The organism is Mycobacterium sp. DBP42, from assembly GCF_005924235.1.
GTDB classification, from domain to species: domain Bacteria; phylum Actinomycetota; class Actinomycetes; order Mycobacteriales; family Mycobacteriaceae; genus Mycobacterium; species Mycobacterium syngnathidarum.
The window spans coordinates 23,578-41,575 of sequence record NZ_VCMY01000048.1 but is presented as its reverse complement, the minus strand read 5'-3'; the positions used below and the strand labels follow the sequence as shown (position 1 = coordinate 41,575).

Genomic DNA, 17,998 nt, shown 5'->3' with positions numbered 1-17,998 from the left:
TGTCCTGGCGCTGGCCGAACTGGGCCAAGCTGTTCTTCAACAACAAAGGCGTCGCGGCCAACACCACCGACGTCTGCCAGAACTACCCGCCCAACGACATGTCCGTCTGGAACTGGCACTAGTCCGAGCCGGAGCCTCTGTCCACGGATAGCCGTTGGACCCAACGGCGCCGCGCGGACCGCGCAAGTTCGGCGGTCCACCGCCCGCCGTCACCGAAACGTCAGCGATGCCGGCATGCGGTCCGCCTAGGCTTGGGTCCATGCAGATCGGGCGCCGGGAGATTGTCGCGGTCACCATCGGCCTCGTTCTGGTGGTGGCGGCCTTCGTCGTGCCGCACCTGCACCTCGGCATCGTCACGCCACTGATCAACAGCACATCGGAGCAGATTCACAGCTTCGCCGACACCGCACCGATATTCGGCTGGTGGAACGCCCATGTCGGCTGGGGCACCGTTCCGGCGATCCTCATCGGCGCCGGCGCGGTGTGGTGGGGCCCGGCGGCGGCGCAGCGACTCGGGTGGCGGGCGTTGACCCTGCTCACCTGGGCCACCGCGGGTCTGTGGGGGTTCTCGCTGGCCATGATCGACGGCTGGCAGCGCGGTTTCGCCGGCCGGCTGACTGCGCGCCACGAATACCTACGTCAAGTACCGACGATCACCGACATTCCCGAGGCGCTGCGCACCTTCTCGTCGAGAATCCTCGACTACCAGCCCGATTCGTGGATCACCCACGTGTCGGGGCACCCGCCCGGCGCGCTGTTGACGTTTGTGTGGCTGGACCGAATCGGACTGGGCGGCGGCGCCTGGGCCGGCCTGTTGTGTCTGCTGGTCGGTTCGAGCGCGGCCGCCGCAATCATCGTGGCGGTGCGTGCCCTGGCCGACGAATCCACTGCCCGGTCCGCGGCCCCATTCGTCGCGGTCGCCCCGACAGCCATCTGGATCGCGGTGTCGGCTGACGGGTACTACGCAGGTGTCGCCGCCTGGGGTGTCGCACTGCTGGCATTGTCCGTACGCGGTGGCGTGCGCCGGCCTGAGTTGGTCGCGGCCGCCGCGGGATTGCTCTTGGGCTGGGGCATCTTCCTCAATTACGGCCTGGCGCTCATGGCGTTGCCGGCCCTGGCGGTATTGCTCGGTGCCGCCGACCGCCGGACCGCGCTGCGGGCCCTGTCCTGCGCGGTGGTCGCCGCGCTCGCGGTCGTCGCGGTGTTCTGGTCCACCGGGTTCTGGTGGTTCGACGGCTACACCCTGGTCCAGGAACGCTACTGGCAGGGCATCGCCAACAACCGCCCGTTCCAATACTGGTCATGGGCGAATCTGGCATCGGTGGTGTGTGCCATCGGGATCGGCAGCGTAGCGGGCATCGGCCGGGTCTTCGACCGCCAGGCCTTCAGGCAGCGTTCCGGTGTCCACCTGCTACTGGCAGCGGCGCTGCTGGCCATCGTCTTCGCCGACCTCAGCATGCTCAGCAAGGCTGAAACAGAACGCATCTGGCTGCCGTTCACAGTATGGCTGACAGCGGCAGGGGCACTGCTGCCGGCACGCTCGCACCGCTGGTGGTTGGCGCTCAACGTGATCGGCGCGCTGGCGCTCAACCATGCGATCCTGACGAACTGGTAGCAGCCGCACCGCCAGACTGTACACCAGCACGCTCAACCACACCGCGCCCAACGAAATCGCCAGCCCCAGCGGGTAGTCGCGGTCCAGCACCGTCATGTTGTCGGGTCGCATACCCGGTCTGTCGTAGACCGGGACGGCCAGCAATGCCAGCACCACGCTGCACAGGGCTCCCACACTGATCGGTGCGCGGTACGTCGCAGGTATCAGCCGGCGGCCGCCGACACCCGCAGCAGCGCAGAGCGGGGCGAAGACGAAGTCGTGCACGATGACCGCGACCACCGCCCAGGTCGCAATGCGCACGATGATCACCGGAGGATTGTCGGCAAGCAACAGCGCACCGTAGCCCACCAGGGTCAGCCCGGCCAGACCGATTCCCCACCGCAGCAAGCTCATCCGGCCACCTCGATTCGCGACAACCACTTCGTCTGCAATACCCCGGGTCTCGACGGGGCGATCAGTCGGCATGGATAGCCATGGTCGAGGTCGAGCGTTTCACCGTTGAGCCGCAACGCGATCAGGGTCGCGCTGTCGCGGGCATGCCGGGCGGGCAGCACCGTGCGGGAATACGGTCCCGGCGGTTCCAGCGAGACCATCCGCACGTCGGAGTCCGGTCCACCACCGACCGCGGAGGTCAACTCCGAGAGCATCACACCGGTCCATTCCGCATCGACGCTCCAGCCCTCCACGCAGGCGATCGGCAGGCGACATGTGGTCTGCGGCAACGCCTGAAGTTCAGCCAGGCTGTAATGGCGGACCGCCGGGCCGTTGGTCACGGTCAACCGGTAGTCCGGTGCGCGAGCACTGCGCAGCACCCCAGCCGCGACGGCCGACCGATTGACGGGGACGCCCTGCGGGCCTCGCCCGGAACGCGGTGCCAACACCGAAACCCCTCGCAACAGCGGAACCGTCTGGCCGGCGGTCGCGACGGTTGCCACCGCGACTGCGAGCCAGGTGCCGCGCAGCACCGTGCGCCGACTCTGGCCCACCGCGACGTCACCGGTCGGCTCGTCGATCGGCTCACCGAGCGCCCGACGGATCACCGGCAATTTCACCGCGAGGTGCACCAGTACCGCGCCGGCCGCCAGATAGGCCACCGCATAATGCGCGGTGGTGAAGAAGAACCGGAACGCGTACCACTGGGCAATGTTCAACAACCCGGTGGACAATTCGAACAGCACCGCACCGACCAACACCAGGATCGACAACCGTTCCATTGCGCGCACCGGGCCGCCGAGTAGCGGTCGTTCGAAAAGTTTCGGCCAGACCGACCAGAGCTTGACCACCACCAACGGGATCGCCGCGATACCCGAAATGACATGCAGGCCTTGAGTGAACCGGTACAGCCACACCGGATCGGCCGGCCAGAAAAACCATGGCTGCGGATGCTGGATGAAATGGCTGCACAAGCCGCTGACAAAGCAGGTCGCGACCGCGAGACCGAGCACCGAGCCCACGCGCGCCGTAACCCCCGTGCTGCGTAGCCCGTTCGACTCGGACGTGTTCACCGCGTCACCAGAGTGGCCACCACACGGCCTCCGATCAGATGAATGTCGGTGACGATCAGACCGACGTCGCCGGCCAACCGCGCGACATGGTCGATGCCGACGATCGCCCAGCGGAACCACGGACCCACCGAGCCCGACGACTCCAGCCGTACCCAGCAGGCCTTGACGCCCCGTGCAGTGGCGTCGAATTCGGCAACGCAATGGCCACCGCGCCGAAGGAGTTCCCCCGCGCGCTGCAGCACCCGCCACGGATCACCGCCCAGTCCCACGTTGCCGTCGGCCAACAACACCGTCTGCCAACGCCCGGTGCCCGGCAGCGGCCCGAAGACATCGCGGCGCAACACGGGCGCTCCGGTGCGGCGTGCCAGTGCGACCGCAGCGGCAGACTGATCGATGCCGAGGGCGGGCACTCCGCGCCGCATCAGATCGGCAACCAAACGTCCAGGGCCACAGCCCAGATCGATCGTCGGTCCGTTGCACAGCATCACGATCGCCCGGTCGAATTCGCGGTCCGCGTCGCTGTCCCCGAGCCAGGTGCCGACCGGCAGGGGATGCACCCGGCCGTCGTCGTGCCGCAGCCAGCAGCGCTCACCACCGAGGGCCCGGTCGTAGAGATGTCCGAGCACCTCAAACCCCCGCCGCCAAAGTCGCCTCGGTGAACCTGCTGTCGGGCGCGCACATCCGCCGCACGGTCTCGACATCGTCGATCGTGTCGACGTCGGGCATCACGCACACCTGCCGGACCGCCACACCGGTGTCGCGCAACGCCGCCAGAGTGATCGCGCCGGTATCGGGTCGCGACATCGGCACGTCCACCAAGCAGCGCGCTGTTGCCGGATCCCGCACGCCCAGAAGCCACCAGCCACCGTCAGCAGCCATGCCGAGGACGGCATCGGAACCGACCAACGCGGCCGCACAATCCTCGATGAGCCGGCCGGTGACCTCGGGGGTGTCCATGCCGATCTGCAGCACCGGTAGACCGGTCTCGGCCGCGGCATCGACGTGCGCGTTGGCCAGCCGCTCGGCGAAGTCACGGCCGCGCTGCCCGATGACGGTGAAAACCCGCAATGCCTCCCGTATCTCGTCCCCGGCATGGGCGCACCCGAGGTCACCGGTGAGAGCGACCACCCTGGCCTGCACGGGTGCCGCGGCGACAGCATCGAGAGTATCCAGCAGGGCGGCCGCCGCGATCGACGCTGCCGCCTCGACTCCGATCGCCGCGGCGAGCCTGGTCTTGGCCAGCCCCGGCACCGGCGCCTTGGCCACCACCAGGACCGAGACCGGGATCGTCATGAGATGGCCTTCCAAAAGTCCAGCGCCGCAATGACACTGCCGCGCAACGACCCGCTCACCTTGGACTTGCCACCGGTACGCGGTCCGTACGCCACGTCGCGCTCGACCACCCGCCAATTCGACTGAGCCGCACGTAGCAGCAGCTCCAGCGGATACCCTGACCGCCGGTCGGCGACCTCGAGGGCAAGCAACGCGTCACGGCGGGCCACGCGCATCGGCGCGATGTCATGCACCGGCAGACCGTGGCGTCGGCGCAGTCGCCAGCAGACCGCCGCGGTACCGAGCCGGGCGTGCCATGGCCACCGTAGGCCCCGCGCCGGCCTGCGCCGACCGGTCGCCATGTCGGCGCCCCGGTCCAACTCGCCGACCAGTGCGGGCAGCTCACCGGGATCCAGTGATCCGTCGGCATCGAGCACCGCCACCACGGGTGTGCCGGCCGCCAGGACGCCGGCGTGCACTGCCGCGCCGTAACCCCGCCGGGTTTGGGTCACCACGTCGGCTCCGTGCCTGCGCGCCACCTCGGCGGTGCCGTCGGTGCTGTTGTTGTCGACCACCAGGGTCTGATACCCGGCCGGGATCGCGGCCAACACCGCCGGCAGCGATTCGGCCTCGTTCAGGCACGGCAGCACCACCGTGACCTGAGCGGTATCGATAGCCATGCCACTTGACGGTAGGCCGCCGCGGCGCCGGTGGCCATGGGGCAATCGTGACGAAACCATGACATAGGCGCTGGTGCTGACCGTTCGGGGCTAACCTCGAGCATTGTGACGCGGGTGCTGGTCGCCGACGACGACATCGTCGTGCGCGATGTGGTGCGCCGTTACCTGGAGCGCGACGGAATGAAGGTGTCGGTGGCCCGGGACGGCGCGGAAGCCATGCGAATGCTGCGCACCGAGCAGATCGACGCCGCGGTGCTCGACGTGATGATGCCCGGCACCGACGGCTTGTCGCTGTGCCGCGATCTGCGCAGCGACGGTGACTACCGCCTGCCGGTGATCCTGCTGACCGCCCTCGGCGAGGAAGACGATCGGATCACCGGGCTGGAAGCCGGCGCCGACGACTACCTGACCAAACCGTTCAGCCCCCGCGAACTCGCCCTGCGGGTCCGCTCCATCCTGCGACGCACGCACAGCACGCACCCGACCGCTCCGGCCACCATCACCTCCGGTGCGCTGACCGTGTCTACCGCGTCCCGCTCGGTCATGGTGCACGACCAGCCGGTGAGCCTGACCAACCGCGAGTTCGACCTGCTGGTGTTCTTCCTGACCCACACCGACACCGTCCACTCCCGCCAGGACCTGCTGAAGCTGGTGTGGCGCTGGGACTTCGGTGACCTGTCGACTGTCACCGTGCACGTCAAGCGACTGCGCGCCAAGCTCGGGGACCAGCACCGGGTCCAAACCGTCTGGGGCCGTGGCTATCTGTGGGACGGAAGGCCTCATGCCGAGTCATGACCTGTGGGAGATCATCGGCTGGGCACTGGCGTGTTCCATCCCGGTGGTGCTGGCCGGGGCTCTCGTCATCCGGATGGCCCGGTCGTGGTCGCTGGCGGTGAGCATGGTGGCCCTGATCCTGATCCCGACACTGGCCACCTTCACCGGAGTGCTCGGCGCGAGCGGCTTCATGATCACCGAGACGTTCGAGCGCACGGCCGTGGTGCTGGTGATCGTGGCGATCGTGACGCTGCCCGCCGCGGTGATGCTGGCGCGCTACCAGGCCCGACGAATGGTGTGGGAACAGGAGATCCGCGACTCCGAACGCGCCGCCGAGCGTTCACGCAGACAGTTGGTGGCCTTTGTCAGCCACGACCTGCGCACCCCGCTGGCCGGAATTCGCGCGGTCTCCGAGGCGATCGCCGACGGCGTGGTGGCCGACGACGAAGTCCGGTTGCACGCCAAACACATCGAACAAGAATCGGTCCGGCTGTCCGAGATGGTCGACGACCTGTTCGAGATGTCGAAGATCAACGCCGGGGCGGTGCAGCCCGCGCAGGAACAGGTGGCGCTGGACGAGGTGGTCGACGACGTGCTCGCGGCGCACCGGATCACCGCCGAGCGCTCCGGTGTGACGCTGACCGCCACCCTGCCCGAGAATCCGGTACCGGTCGTCGGCAGCGATCGCGCCCTGGTCCGGGTGTTGTCGAACCTGGTGGCCAACGCCATCGCGCACACACCCGTCGACGGTGTCGTCACTCTCACCGTCGGATCCGACGGCACCGGCGCGTGGGCGCGGGTCGACGACACCGGGGTCGGCATCGACCAGGCCGACCTTCCCCGGGTGTTCGACGTGGCCTACCGCGGATCCAATGGCCGTGTGCCGCGGTCGGATTCATCTCTGCCCAGCGGGTCGGGCCTGGGTCTGGCGATCGCCGCGGGCCTGGTGGCCGCCCACGGCGGATCGCTTTTCGCGCACAACCTGGAGACCGGGGCCCGATTCGAGGTGCGGTTGCCGCTCGCGGACTAGTGCGGCGCGACGATTCAGTCAGGCAGCGAGGTGCTCAGCCGTTCGGTGGCAGCCAGGTAGTCCTCGATGAATTCGCGCACCACCTCGCGGGCCGGCTTGACCTTGTTCATCAATCCGACACCCTGACCGACGAAGTAGGTGGCCAGCGCCTGTGCTCCCGGATGCCCCTGCGCGGCAAGCACATCGATACGCCGGATGACCGGTTCGGCGAGCATGTTCTGCAGCGGCAGCGGCAGGGTCTGGTGTCCCGCGGCGTTGGGCTGCCACGCGTCGGTCCACTCGGAGACCAACTGGCGCGCCGGTTTCCCGGTGCGCCCGGTGGAGCGCACGGTGTCTCTGGAGGTCGCCGCGAGCATCTTCTGCACGGTGTGCGGTGCGGTCTCGGCTTCCTCGGTGGTCAGCCACACCGAGCCGGTCCAGGCTCCGTCGGCGCCCAACGCCACCGAGGCCGCCATCTGCCGCCCGGTGACGATGCCGCCCGCGGCCAGCACCGGAACCCGGCTGCCTGCGTCATGGAGCGCGTCGAGAACCTCGGGAATGAGCACCATGGTCGTCACCTCGCCGCAGTGTCCGCCGGCCTCGGTGCCCTGCGCGACGATGAGGTCCACTCCGGCCTGCACCTGTTTGAGGGCATGCTCGCGGGCGCCCACCAACGCCGCGACGGGAACACCGCGTTCGCGGCCCGCGTCGATCATGTAGTCCGGCGGCACCCCGAGCGCGTTGGCGATCAGCTTGATCGGGTGGCTCAGGGCCACGTCGAGCAGGTCGCGGCCGGTGTCTCCCGACAACGAGGACCCACCCAGGCGTTGTTCGGGCTCCGGCTCGATGCCGTGGTCTTTGAGCAGCTGCGAAACGAACTCACGGTATTCGGCCGGGATGCGGTCGGTGAGTTGACCGCGGGACAGGTTCTCTCCCTTGCCCTCGAACTTCGCCGGCACGATGATGTCGGCGCCGTAGGGTTTTCCGCCGACCTGCTCGTCGATCCAGGACATCTCCCGGTCCAGTTGTTCAGGGGTGTAGGCGGTGGCACCGAGCACGCCGAATCCCCCGGCATTGGTGACGGCGGCGACCACGTCGCGGCAGTGGCTGAACGCGAAGAGCGGGAAGTCGATACCGAACTGTTCACAGATGGCGGGTTTCACCCCGTCAGTATTGGCATGCCAACTTGACGGGTGTCAACAGTCCCCGGCCGATCAGTCCCGCAACGGCGCGAACGCGAACTCGGCCAGCCCCTCGCGTGGCGCGATCGCGGCCTCGAAACCCAGCACCTCGGCAGCCCGCGCGGGAGATGCCACGATGTGGCGGACATCGCCGCTGCGGTACCGCCCGGTGACGGCCGGGCCCTCGGCGCCCCGGGCCGCACAGAGCAGCGCGGCCACCTCGCGGATCGAGACGGGCCGGCCCGAGCACACGTTGAAGGCGTCGAAACCCCCAGCCTCGGCCTCCACCGCCGCGACGTTGGCCGCGGCCACATCGTCGACGTGGACGAAATCGCGCATCTGCGCACCATCCTCGTAAACCTTTGGCACACTGCCGGATTCCAACTGGGACCGGAAAATCGCGGCCACCCCGGAATAGGGCGTGTCGCGGGGCATGTGCGGCCCGTACACGTTGTGGTAGCGCAGTGCGACGACGGAGGCCGCGGCCGCGTCGCTCCAAGCCAGGGCGTAGTGCTCCTGCGCGGTCTTGCTCGCCGCGTACAGGCTGCGCGGGCGCAGCGGCGCGGCCTCGTCCACCAAGGCCCATTGCAGCGGCCCGCCACCGAGCGGGCACCGGTGATCGAACACTCCCACGTCCAGATCGGCACGCGAGCGCGGCAGCGGATCGACTGGGCCGTGCTGCGGGCACCGGTAGGAGCCCTGCCCGTAGACGACCATCGACGAGGCCAACACCAGCCGCGAACAGCCTGCCGCGAACATCTCGGCCAGCAGCACCGTGGTGCCGTAATCGTTGTGGCTGCCGTAGGCAGGCGCGTCGGCGGCGTCGACACCGGCCCCGACCACTGCGGCCTGATGGCACACCACGTCGACACCCCTGAGCAGGGGTGCCAGGGCGTCACGGTCACGGATGTCGACGCGACGGCAGTCGGACGGCGGTTGAGCACCTTCGCCGTGCGCGGCGGCCAACATGGTGTCGACACCCACGACGTCGTGGCCGGCTTGCCGCAGCGCGGTGGCGACCCGGGTGCCGATGAAACCGGCCGCACCGGTGAGCAGAACCCTCACGGCAGCTCGAACGGCAACTTCACACCGTCGTGGGCCAGGCAGTGCGTGCAGGCGCGCTCGGCATCGACCGCTTCCACGGCCTCATGCACGAGCTTCTTGAACGGCACCAGGTTCCGCTCGAACTCGGCGAAGACGTCCACCGTCGTCACCCCGGAACCGGCCTCGATCCCGGCATCCAGATCGGTGACCAAAGCGATTGCCGCGTAACACATCTCAAGCTCACGTGCCAACACGGCCTCGGGATAGCCGGTCATGTTCACCAGTGTGAAACCCTGCTCGGCGAACCACCGGCTCTCCGCGCGGGTGGAAAACCGCGGACCCTGGATCACCACCATGGTGGCCCCGTCGACCACACCGGGCAGCCCGGCGGCCACCGACCGCAGTGCCGGACAGTACGGATCGGCGAAGCTGACGTGGATGCCGCCCGAATCGAAGTAGGTGTCGGCGCGACCACGGGTGCGGTCCACCAACTGATCCGGCACCACGATCGAACCCGGCCCCAGGTCGGTGGTCAGACTGCCGACCGCACACGGGGCGAAGATCCGTCGCACCCCCAGCGTGCGCAGCGCCCACAGGTTGGCCCGGTACGGGACCGTGTGCGGCGAGTACTCGTGGCCCGCCCCGTGGCGGGGCAGGAAGGCCACCTCATGCCCGCCCACCGTGCCCACCGTCACCGGTGCGCTGGGCGCACCATAAGGGGTGTCCACGGCGACGGTGCGGGCCTCCGGCCCGAAGAACGAATAGAAACCACTACCGCCGATGACGCCGAGCATGCAGTGCTATTCGTCCTCGTCGTGGGGCTTGACGGGATCCGCAGGCACCTTGTCCGCGGCTACGTCGAGGTCGTCGTCGAAGTCCTCGAAATCCTCGTTGGCCTTGCGAGCGCCGTCGGCGATCTCGAAGACATCGGTGGCCAGGCCACCGATCGCGGTCGCGACCTCCTTGACGGCCGTGGTGATGATCGAGGTGACCTGCCCGACCGTGGAGGCCACGGCCTCGACGGATTCCTGCAGCACGTCCTTGCCGATCTCGGTCTTGCTGAGCTGCTCCTTCATGAGGCTCAGTGTAAGAGTCCGCGCGAGGCGGCACCGGGTCAGCTCATACGATGACGATCGTGGCCAGTTTCGCGCAATGGATCGAGGGCGCCCGTCCCCGCACCCTGCCCAATGCCGTCGCCCCGGTGCTCGCCGGTACCGGCGCCGCGGCCTGGCTGGGCTCGGCCGTGTGGTGGAAAGCGTTGCTGGCGCTGGCCGTATCGCTCGCATTGATCATCGGGGTGAACTACGCCAACGACTACTCCGACGGCATCCGCGGCACCGACGACGTGCGATCCGGCCCATTGCGCCTGGTGGGTTCCAAACTGGCCTCGCCGCGGGCGGTGCTGACCGCGGCAGTGGTGAGCCTGGCGGTGGGCGCGGTGGCCGGGCTGGCGTTGGCGGCGGTGAGCGCGCCGTGGCTGATCGCAGTCGGTGCCGTGTGCATCGCCGGGGCCTGGCTGTACACCGGCGGCAAGAAGCCCTACGGCTACCTGGGCCTGGGAGAAGTCGCCGTCTTCATTTTCTTCGGCCTCGTCGCGGTGTTGGGCACGCAATACACCCAGGCCCTGCGCATCGACTGGGTCGGGCTGGTCGCCGCGGTGGCGATGGGCTCGCTGTCCTCGGCCGTGCTGGTGGCCAACAACCTGCGCGACATCCCCACCGACACCGAATCCGGGAAGATCACCCTCGCGGTGCGCCTCGGTGACGCCCGCACCCGGCGGCTGTATCAACTGCTGGTCGGCGTGGCCCTGGTGCTGCCCCTGGTACTGATGGCGGCCACCCCGTGGTGTGCGGTCGGCCTGCTCGCAGTCGCACCGGCGGTGCGGGCGCTGCGACCGGTGCGCAACGGCAGCACCGGCGCCCAGCTGATCCCGGTGCTGCGCGACACCGGCCTGACCATGCTGGTGTGGGCGGTTACGGTCTCGCTGGCGTTGTTCCTGGCCTGACTTGCCGCTGGGTCGCCGCCGTTCGACATCCACGACCCGGACGCAGAAATCGCCGCGTCGGGCTTGCGCCTACGCGGCGTTGTCGAGGAGTCCGACGACGCCGTTGCGCAACTCACCGGCACCGACGTGCTCGGTGATCAGGCCGACTGCCCGCTCGTCGGCACCGCGCAGGATTCCCAGCAGGATGTGCTCGCATCCGATGTAACCGTCCTTGTGCGCCACAGACTCCCGCAGCGCCAACTCCAACACCTTCTTGGCGGGTTTGGTGAACGGGAGGTGCCCGCGGCGCCGGCGGCGCCGGCCGGTGCTGCGCAGCGCGTTGTCGAATGCGCCTGCGCCGAAGGTGCGGTCGATGTTGGCCCGGACGGCCCGCAGGTCGATTCCGATCGACTGCAAGGCCTCCGCGTCGTCGTCGAACGCTTCGTCCACGGGGGCGTCGGCAGACACCAACTCGGCCCGCACCGCATCAGATGTCAGGCCGAAACCCGCCAGCAGGGCCGACAATTCGCGGCCGGAACTCTGCAACACCCCGACCAAGATGTGTTCGGGCCGGATGTCGTTGGCCGCCAGTTCGCGTGCCTCCTCCTGGGCCAGAACCACCGCAACACGCGCGTGACGACTGAACCGTTCGAACATGTCATCCCCTTCGATTGTGCTTCTGATGCACGGCCTGACGGCTGACCTCCAGGGCATCGGCGATCGCCTGCCAGCTCCAGCCCTGCTCGCGAGCATTGGCCACGTGAATCGCCTCCAGCCGCTCCTGCAACCGCTGCAACGCCCGCACCGCCCGCAGGCCGGCGGCGGGGTCCGAGCTGGTGACCCCATCGGTGATCAGCACATCGAGATCGCTCATGTTGTCAAGGTAAGTTGACAGCCGAGAGCTGTCAAGGAGAGTTGACATCCCACGGCGACCACGCCTCTCATCCCGCCCCCGGCATCCGGGGTATTGCATTAACGTGGCCGTCGGCCTGCAACGCCGACCACCTGGGGGATGCGCATGACGACCACCGCCGAGGCGCATCAGCCCGCGCCGTCGGGCCGCGCCCAAACCCGCCGCGCCATCTGGAACACCATCAGGGGGTCGTCGGGCAATCTCGTCGAGTGGTACGACGTCTACGTCTACACGGTGTTCGCCACCTACTTCGAAGCGCAGTTCTTCGACAAGGCCGACAAGAACGCCACTGTCTACGTGTACGCGATCTTCGCGGTCACCTTCCTCACCCGCCCGATCGGCTCGTGGTTCTTCGGCCGCTTCGCCGACCGGCGCGGACGCCGCGCCGCGCTGACCGTCAGCGTCTCGCTGATGGCGCTGTGCTCCCTGGTGATCGCGGTGGTGCCCTCGCGCGAAACCATCGGTGTCGCAGCGCCGGTCATCCTGATCCTGTGCCGGCTGGTGCAGGGCTTCGCGACCGGCGGCGAGTACGGCACCTCGGCCACCTACATGTCCGAGGCCGCCACCCGGGAACGGCGCGGCTTCTTCTCCTCATTCCAGTACGTGACGCTCGTCGGTGGTCACGTACTCGCGCAGTTCACCCTGTTGATCATCCTCACCACGTTCAGCACCGAGCAGGTACATGAATTCGGTTGGCGCATCGGCTTCGCCATCGGCGGTGTGGCCGCGATCGTGGTGTTCTGGTTGCGCCGCACCATGGACGAATCGCTGTCCCCCGAACAACTCGAAGCGATCAAGCTGGGCAAGGACACCAGCTCGGGGTCGGTGGCCGAACTGCTCACCCGCTATTGGCGGCCGCTGCTGCTGTGCTTCCTGATCACGATGGGCGGCACCCTGGCGTTCTACGCCTACAGCGTCAACGCCCCGGCCATCGTCAAGACCACCTACAAAGACCAGGCGATGACGGCCACCTGGGTCAACCTGATCGGGCTGATCTTCTTGATGGCGATCCAGCCCGTGGGCGGGATGATCAGTGACAAGGTGGGCCGTAAACCGCTGCTGGTGTGGTTCGGCATCGGCGGGGTGATCTACACCTTTTTCCTGTTCACCTATCTGCCCCAGACACATTCACCGATCTTGTCGTTCCTGCTGGTTGCCGTCGCATACGTGATCCTGACCGGATACACCTCGATCAACGCCCTGGTGAAATCCGAGTTGTTCCCCTCGCACGTGCGCGCCCTCGGCGTAGGAGTCGGCTACGCAATGGCAAATTCGATGTTCGGTGGCACCGCTCCGGTGATCTACCAGGCCCTCAAAGACCGCGACCTCGTGCCGTGGTTCATCGTCTACGTCACAGTGTGCATCGCACTGTCACTCGCGGTGTACGTGTTCTTCCTCAGGAACAAGGCCGAAACCTACCTGGACCAGGAGAAGGGCTCAGCCTTCGTCCGGTAGCACAACCGTGAAATTCGCTGCGCTCTAAGGATTTTCCCGTCAGTGCTCGGCCGGGGGCTGGTCGCCGCGCAACCGCGCCTGCAGTTGCTCGCGGTCCTTGCGTCGCCGCTCGTCGACCACGGCAATCGAGGCCGTCGCCCGCTCACGCAGCGGACGGAACAACCAGATACCCACCGGCAGCGCGATCACGATGGCGAACAACAACGCCACCACGACCGGGAAATCCGCCACGACCAGACTCCCCACGCCGTAGATCGCCGCAGTCAGCACAGCGACCAGCACGAGCCGGGCGATGAGATAGACCACGACATCGACGACCATCCGGGAGGTCGAACCACTTCCTGACACGCTCCGAGCCTACCGACGGCGCGTATATTCGGGTCAAGGAGGTTTCGAGTGGCGTATCTACTCCTGCTCATTGCCGCAGCAAGCCTGGTGTATATCGGCTGGCGGCTGGCGCGGGTTTCTGGCGGTCGACCCAAGACCCGTGTGATCGGTCCTGACGACGATCCCGAATTCCTGCGTCGGCTCGGGCACGGCGACAACCCGCGCGGCTAGCCTGGCTCAGGTGCGCGAGTCGGTAGACCGGCGCGCTCCGGCGAAGTCTGACGCCACCACCGCGGCCAGCTCGATCAGAGCCTCGCGGGTGCCCGGCTTGAGGCGATCCAGGCTGATCTCTGCCCCCTCCTCCAGATGCGGATCGAACGGCACCAGCCGCACCGCCCGGCAGCGCCGGGAGAAGTGATCCACCACTTTGGACAGATCCACCTTGCCCGACCGTGGCCGTACCGCGTTGATCACGGCGATGGAATTACGCACCAGATCCTGATGCCCGTGCGCGTCCAGCCAGTCCAGCGTGGCCGACGCACTCCGCGCCCCGTCCACCGAACCCGAGCTGATCACGACCAGCACATCGGCCTTGGACAGCACCGCCGACATCGCCGAGTGCATCAACCCCGTCCCGCAGTCGGTGAGGACCAGGCTGTAGAACCGCTCGAGCACCTCGAGTGCGCGCAGATAGTCGTCCGAGCTGAACGCCTCCGACACCGCCGGGTCGCTCTCGGAAGCCAGCACCTCCAGCCGGCTCGGCCCCTGGGAGGTGTACGCCCGCACGTCGCTGTAGCGCTCGATGCCTTCGGCGTCGCGCAACAGGTGGCGCACCGTCGCAGCCGTCTCCAGTGGCACCTTCTGGCTCAGCGTGCCCCGATCGGGGTTGGCGTCCACCGCAACCACCCGGTCACCACGGATCGAGGCGAACGTGGCTCCCAGTGTCGCGGTGATCGTGGTCTTGCCCACGCCGCCCTTGAGCGACATCAACGCGATCCGGTAACAGCCCTGCAAGGGCTGGCTGACCTCGGCGATCAAGTTGTTGCGATGCGTGATCTTGGGGCTCTCACCCACGTTGACCTGTTTGAAAGACGCCACATACAGCGCCTTGCGCCAGCCCGAGGTGGGCGGGTTCTTGCGTTGGCCGAGCAGCGCGTCGGTGGACAGGTCGCGGTAGGCCTCGGCATGAACCCCAGGAGCGGGCGGGGCGAAGGATCCCGCGACCGGCCCGGGAAAGTTCGCGGCGACCGGTGCCGGGAAGTTCCCCGGCACCGACGGGGCGGTGATCACCGGGACACCTTGCGGCGGCGTCGGAGCGGTCCATTCCGCAGGCAGCGGTGTGGAGACCCCCGGCTCGGCGGGATTGCTGAACCGCTGCTGACTGCGGAACCCGGGCACCGGGGCGAAAACCGACGGCACGGGAGGCAGATCGACCGCGGGCGGGGCAGCCTGATGGGTCACCGTCGGCTCGGCGACGGGAGCGTCCGTCGACGGCTCACCACTGTCCGGCGAGACAGCCTCCTGCGTGCCGGACGGCTCAGACATTGGCTCAGATACTGGCTCGGACACGAAATCCCCTCTTTTCCACACACTTCCGGCCGGACCACCACCGCGCCGCCACCTCGCGACACACGGCTATCTCACCAAGCTGACGGTACCTAGCCAACCCCCGCGTACGAGTGCAGGCCAACCGTCACCAGGTTGATGAAGAACAAGTTGAAGACCATCGCGACAAAACCCACGACGTTGATCCAAGCCGACTTGCGGTCCCGCCAACCCGCGGTCGAGCGAGCATGCAGATACGCCGCATACACCACCCACGCGATGAACGACACCGTCTCCTTGGGGTCCCAGCCCCAGTACCGGCCCCAGGCCTCCTCGGCCCAGATCGCGCCGAAGATCACGCCGAAACCGAAGATCGGGAACGCGAAGATCGTGGTGCGGTACGCGATCCGGTCCAGCGTCTGCGCGTCGGGCAGGCGCTGAAGGACGCGTCCGAAGCCGTTGTCACGCTCGGCCAGCGGCGACATCTTGAGCAGGAACAGGATGCTGGCCACCCCGGCCACCAGGAACACCCCGGAACCGAGGCTCACCACCGACACGTGGATGGGCAGCCAGTAGGACTGCAGCGCGGGCATCACCGGGGCGGCGTTGGAGTACAGCCAGCGTCCGGACACGGTCAGCAGGATCAACACCGGAACCAGGACGAACACCCACAGCGCGCGGTACTGCGGCTTGCGCAGCACCACCGCCGCCGCGACCAGGCCGCAGAAGCTGGTCAGGTTGATGAACTCGTACATGTTGCCCCACGGCACCCGCGAGGTGGCCAAACCGCGCAGCACGATGCACAGCAACAACATGCCGATACCGACATAGGTCAGCGCCAGGCCGGTCTTGCCGACGCGCTCGTCGAACGACCGTCGGGGCGCCTCGGCGACGACGCCGGGGGTGGCGCTGTCGGCGCCGACGGTGGCGCCGATGAGGACGGATGCTCCAGCCATTTGCTCTTCGCGCGAGCGCTCATCGACCCGTCGGCCGCGGCTGTACGCCAGTTCGACGGCCAGCAGGATCAGCGCCCCGACCAGGACGACCACCGACGACGTGAACGCCCAGTCGGAGTACCTGGCCAGTCCGATGTCGATGTGCTCGGTATTCACTGCTCCGCCTTCTCTTCTACCGCCGGCGCGTTGTCGTACCCCTGCAACACCCGCGCGGTCAGCTTCTCGAACTCATCGCCCCAACCGGAGTTGTCGGTACGGGCCAGCCCGCCCAGCTCGACGTTCACCGTACCTGCAGCCCCAGGCTGGATCCGAACCCAGATCCGGCGCCTGCGCACCACCAGCGACACCAGCAACCCGGCCATCATCGACATCGCGAACACCAGCACCCACACCTGGGCCGGGTCGTGCGAGACCTGCAGGTTGACGAACGGGACGGCACCGTCGAACCGGACTTTGGTGCCAGGCCCAGGACCGGGGTCGAGCCTCGTCTCTTCACCGGCCACCAGGTTCACCCGGGCCACCTTGTTCAGCTGCTTGCGATCGATCAACCGGGGATCGAGAGAGAACAGCGACTGCGGTCGGCCGGTGTCCAGGCCGGTGTCACCGCGGTAGATGTCGACCGCCACAGCCGGGTCGTCGAGCGCCGGGAACCTCGACGACAACAGCGTGCCCTCGAGCTCCTTCGTCGGCGCGAACAGGCCCTGGATCGCGATCTGGTGCTTGCGACGCTCGTCGGCGTCGGGATACGTGCCCGCCGGCGGGTCAATGCGCACGACACCGGAGGACAGCAAGGTCATCTGCTCCTCGGGGCGCCATTGGATGGTCTGACTGCGCTGCTGGCCATCGGGGAATGTCACGGTGAACGACGGCGCATAGCCGTGTCCCTGCAGATACACCCGGTCCCCGCCGATCCGCAGCGGATGGTTGACCTCCAGGCGGTAGGACCGCCAGGTGTTGGCGGCCAGATCTTCGCCGGACTGGTAGTCGATGTCGGCGGCGAACGACAACGCCTGCCCGGTGGGCAGATAGTGCGCATCGAAGTCGTTGACGCGCAGACAGATCGGACTCAGCGAGGTGCCGTCGACCGTGTTGCCGGCCCGGAACGAGTCGAAGGCGGCCGGGGACGCGGTACAGAACCCGGGGCCGCCGTCGGCGATGACGATGACGTTGCCCTCGTAGCCGAACAACTTGCCGGCGGCCACCGCCACCAGCAGGCCCAGCAGCGAGAAGTGGAAAACGATGTTGCCGAACTCCCGCAGATAGCCCTTCTCCGCCGAGATCTCGGTGCCGGCGTCGGTCTGCCTGGTGACCGTGCGCCAGCCCTTGAGCCGACGGGCCACGGTCTCGGCGATCTCGCCGGCGTCGGCACTCACCCGCTCGGCATGTTGTTTCGGCAGCCGGCCCAGGTTGCGCGGCGCCGGCACGGGTACCGCCCGCAGGCTGCGGAAATGCTCGATCATCCGCGGTGTCAGGCAGCCCACCAGGGAAATGAACAGCAGCACGTAGATCGCGGTGAACCAGAAGCTGGAGAACACGTCGAACGCCTGCACCCGGTCCAGCCACGGTCCCAGCGTGGGATGGGCCGCCAGGTACTCGTCGACCTTGGATTCGTTGAGGCTGCGCTGCGGCAACAACGCGCCCGGGATCGCACCGAGCGCGAGCAGGAACAGCAGCACCAGCGCGGTGCCCATCGATGTCAGGGTGCGCCAGGTGTTGCGCATTACCGCGAGCAGACCCA

General features: G+C 67.8%; 21 protein-coding genes. 7 read left to right on the top strand and 14 right to left on the bottom strand.

The window, feature by feature from the left end; genetic code table 11:
- Both E0T84_RS27655 and E0T84_RS27650 read left to right on the top strand, forming a co-directional pair.
- On the top strand, positions 1–122 hold a 122-nt coding region (locus tag E0T84_RS27655; RefSeq protein ID WP_138746076.1), incomplete at its 5' end, for a DUF5078 domain-containing protein.
- 137 nt (positions 123–259) lie between these two features.
- Positions 260–1,615, top strand: a complete 1,356-nt coding sequence (locus E0T84_RS27650; protein WP_138746075.1) for a hypothetical protein — start codon at positions 260–262, stop codon at positions 1,613–1,615.
- A gap of 389 nt (positions 1,616–2,004) precedes the next feature.
- Here E0T84_RS27650 and E0T84_RS27640 read toward each other — a convergent pair whose 3' ends face one another.
- From E0T84_RS27640 to E0T84_RS27625, 4 genes are read right to left on the bottom strand one after another with little or no spacing between them, the layout of a single operon-like run.
- Entirely contained in the window at positions 2,005–3,120 is a 1,116-nt protein-coding gene (locus E0T84_RS27640) for a molybdopterin-dependent oxidoreductase (RefSeq protein ID WP_070186795.1), read from the bottom strand.
- Positions 3,117–3,746 (bottom strand): methyltransferase domain-containing protein, encoded by a 630-nt coding sequence (locus E0T84_RS27635; protein WP_070186794.1) that lies wholly within the window; start codon positions 3,744–3,746, stop codon positions 3,117–3,119. Before E0T84_RS27635 ends, E0T84_RS27640 begins: the two co-directional genes overlap by 4 nt.
- 1 nt (position 3,747) lies before the next feature.
- Positions 3,748–4,413 (bottom strand): DUF2064 domain-containing protein, encoded by a 666-nt coding sequence (locus E0T84_RS27630; RefSeq protein ID WP_138746074.1) that lies wholly within the window; start codon positions 4,411–4,413, stop codon positions 3,748–3,750.
- Positions 4,410–5,072, bottom strand: coding sequence for a glycosyltransferase family 2 protein (locus tag E0T84_RS27625; protein WP_138746073.1), 663 nt, complete (start codon positions 5,070–5,072; stop codon positions 4,410–4,412). Before E0T84_RS27625 ends, E0T84_RS27630 begins: the two co-directional genes overlap by 4 nt.
- A 105-nt stretch (positions 5,073–5,177) precedes the next feature.
- On the opposite strand from E0T84_RS27625, the gene E0T84_RS27620 reads away from it, so the two are divergent.
- A complete protein-coding gene (locus E0T84_RS27620; RefSeq protein ID WP_075910270.1) occupies positions 5,178–5,867 on the top strand; it encodes a response regulator transcription factor in 690 nt (229 codons plus the stop codon).
- On the top strand, positions 5,854–6,876 hold the full coding sequence (locus E0T84_RS27615) for a cell wall metabolism sensor histidine kinase WalK (protein ID WP_138746072.1): 1,023 nt from the start codon (positions 5,854–5,856) through the stop codon (positions 6,874–6,876). The genes E0T84_RS27620 and E0T84_RS27615 overlap by 14 nt, the downstream gene beginning before the upstream one ends.
- Positions 6,877–6,890: 14 nt before the next feature.
- On the opposite strand, the gene E0T84_RS27610 is transcribed toward E0T84_RS27615, so the two are convergent.
- The 4 genes from E0T84_RS27610 to E0T84_RS27595 are packed head-to-tail and all read right to left on the bottom strand — an operon-like array spanning position 6,891 to position 10,156.
- Positions 6,891–8,018 (bottom strand): nitronate monooxygenase family protein, encoded by a 1,128-nt coding sequence (locus tag E0T84_RS27610; protein ID WP_138746071.1) that lies wholly within the window; start codon positions 8,016–8,018, stop codon positions 6,891–6,893.
- 51 nt (positions 8,019–8,069) lie between these two features.
- The gene (locus E0T84_RS27605) at positions 8,070–9,101 is read right to left on the bottom strand and encodes an NAD(P)-dependent oxidoreductase (protein WP_138746070.1); all 1,032 of its coding nucleotides are present in this window, start codon (positions 9,099–9,101) and stop codon (positions 8,070–8,072) included.
- Positions 9,098–9,874 (bottom strand): S-methyl-5'-thioadenosine phosphorylase, encoded by a 777-nt coding sequence (locus tag E0T84_RS27600; protein WP_138746069.1) that lies wholly within the window; start codon positions 9,872–9,874, stop codon positions 9,098–9,100. Before E0T84_RS27600 ends, E0T84_RS27605 begins: the two co-directional genes overlap by 4 nt.
- A 6-nt stretch (positions 9,875–9,880) precedes the next feature.
- Positions 9,881–10,156, bottom strand: a complete 276-nt coding sequence (locus tag E0T84_RS27595) for a hypothetical protein (RefSeq protein WP_075910273.1) — start codon at positions 10,154–10,156, stop codon at positions 9,881–9,883.
- A 59-nt stretch (positions 10,157–10,215) separates the two neighbouring features.
- Here E0T84_RS27595 and E0T84_RS27590 point away from each other — a divergent pair, with 59 nt between their 5' ends.
- Complete coding sequence (locus tag E0T84_RS27590) at positions 10,216–11,085, top strand: 1,4-dihydroxy-2-naphthoate polyprenyltransferase (RefSeq protein ID WP_138746068.1); 870 nt, start codon at positions 10,216–10,218, stop codon at positions 11,083–11,085.
- Between the two features lie 69 nt (positions 11,086–11,154).
- Here the strand turns inward: E0T84_RS27590 and E0T84_RS27585 are convergent, their stop codons facing one another.
- Entirely contained in the window at positions 11,155–11,721 is a 567-nt protein-coding gene (locus E0T84_RS27585; protein ID WP_138746067.1) for a Clp protease N-terminal domain-containing protein, read from the bottom strand.
- A gap of 1 nt (position 11,722) precedes the next feature.
- Positions 11,723–11,938, bottom strand: coding sequence for a helix-turn-helix domain-containing protein (locus tag E0T84_RS27580; protein WP_138746066.1), 216 nt, complete (start codon positions 11,936–11,938; stop codon positions 11,723–11,725).
- A 144-nt stretch (positions 11,939–12,082) separates the two neighbouring features.
- Here E0T84_RS27580 and E0T84_RS27575 point away from each other — a divergent pair, with 144 nt between their 5' ends.
- A complete protein-coding gene (locus E0T84_RS27575) occupies positions 12,083–13,432 on the top strand; it encodes an MFS transporter (RefSeq protein ID WP_138746065.1) in 1,350 nt (449 codons plus the stop codon).
- Between the two features lie 39 nt (positions 13,433–13,471).
- Here the strand turns inward: E0T84_RS27575 and E0T84_RS27570 are convergent, their stop codons facing one another.
- Positions 13,472–13,753, bottom strand: coding sequence for a DUF4229 domain-containing protein (locus tag E0T84_RS27570; protein ID WP_070945919.1), 282 nt, complete (start codon positions 13,751–13,753; stop codon positions 13,472–13,474).
- A gap of 75 nt (positions 13,754–13,828) precedes the next feature.
- On the opposite strand from E0T84_RS27570, the gene E0T84_RS31990 reads away from it, so the two are divergent.
- Positions 13,829–13,990 carry a hypothetical protein gene (locus E0T84_RS31990; protein WP_165617812.1) on the top strand — a complete coding sequence of 54 codons (162 nt, stop codon included), beginning with the start codon at positions 13,829–13,831 and terminating at the stop codon, positions 13,988–13,990.
- Between the two features lie 6 nt (positions 13,991–13,996).
- Here E0T84_RS31990 and E0T84_RS27565 read toward each other — a convergent pair whose 3' ends face one another.
- The 3 genes from E0T84_RS27565 to E0T84_RS27555 all read right to left on the bottom strand — a co-directional run bounded on the left by E0T84_RS27565 (position 13,997) and on the right by E0T84_RS27555 (position 17,981).
- The gene (locus tag E0T84_RS27565) at positions 13,997–15,304 is read right to left on the bottom strand and encodes a MinD/ParA family protein (RefSeq protein WP_138746064.1); all 1,308 of its coding nucleotides are present in this window, start codon (positions 15,302–15,304) and stop codon (positions 13,997–13,999) included.
- Positions 15,305–15,417: 113 nt separating this feature from the next.
- Entirely contained in the window at positions 15,418–16,416 is a 999-nt protein-coding gene (ccsB, locus tag E0T84_RS27560; protein WP_070186784.1) for a c-type cytochrome biogenesis protein CcsB, read from the bottom strand.
- A complete protein-coding gene (locus tag E0T84_RS27555) occupies positions 16,413–17,981 on the bottom strand; it encodes a cytochrome c biogenesis protein ResB (protein ID WP_171055202.1) in 1,569 nt (522 codons plus the stop codon). Before E0T84_RS27555 ends, ccsB begins: the two co-directional genes overlap by 4 nt.
- Between the last annotated feature and the right edge of the window lie 17 nt (positions 17,982–17,998).

Excerpts from the sequence above, each read along its gene's own strand:
- E0T84_RS27630 (WP_138746074.1), bottom strand. The coding sequence starts at position 4,413 with ATGACGATCCCGGTCTCGGTCCTGGTGGTGGCCAAGGCGCCGGTGCCG.
- E0T84_RS27580 (WP_138746066.1), bottom strand. The coding sequence starts at position 11,938 with ATGAGCGATCTCGATGTGCTGATCACCGATGGGGTCACCAGCTCGGAC.
- E0T84_RS27575 (WP_138746065.1), top strand. The coding sequence starts at position 12,083 with ATGACGACCACCGCCGAGGCGCATCAGCCCGCGCCGTCGGGCCGCGCC.
- E0T84_RS27595 (WP_075910273.1), bottom strand. The coding sequence starts at position 10,156 with ATGAAGGAGCAGCTCAGCAAGACCGAGATCGGCAAGGACGTGCTGCAG.
- E0T84_RS27565 (WP_138746064.1), bottom strand. The coding sequence starts at position 15,304 with ATGTCTGAGCCGTCCGGCACGCAGGAGGCTGTCTCGCCGGACAGTGGT.
- E0T84_RS27615 (WP_138746072.1), top strand. The coding sequence starts at position 5,854 with ATGCCGAGTCATGACCTGTGGGAGATCATCGGCTGGGCACTGGCGTGT.
- E0T84_RS27650 (WP_138746075.1), top strand. The coding sequence starts at position 260 with ATGCAGATCGGGCGCCGGGAGATTGTCGCGGTCACCATCGGCCTCGTT.
- E0T84_RS27585 (WP_138746067.1), bottom strand. The coding sequence starts at position 11,721 with ATGTTCGAACGGTTCAGTCGTCACGCGCGTGTTGCGGTGGTTCTGGCC.
- E0T84_RS27555 (WP_171055202.1), bottom strand. The coding sequence starts at position 17,981 with ATGCGCAACACCTGGCGCACCCTGACATCGATGGGCACCGCGCTGGTG.
- E0T84_RS27570 (WP_070945919.1), bottom strand. The coding sequence starts at position 13,753 with ATGGTCGTCGATGTCGTGGTCTATCTCATCGCCCGGCTCGTGCTGGTC.
- E0T84_RS27600 (WP_138746069.1), bottom strand. The coding sequence starts at position 9,874 with ATGCTCGGCGTCATCGGCGGTAGTGGTTTCTATTCGTTCTTCGGGCCG.
- E0T84_RS27625 (WP_138746073.1), bottom strand. The coding sequence starts at position 5,072 with ATGGCTATCGATACCGCTCAGGTCACGGTGGTGCTGCCGTGCCTGAAC.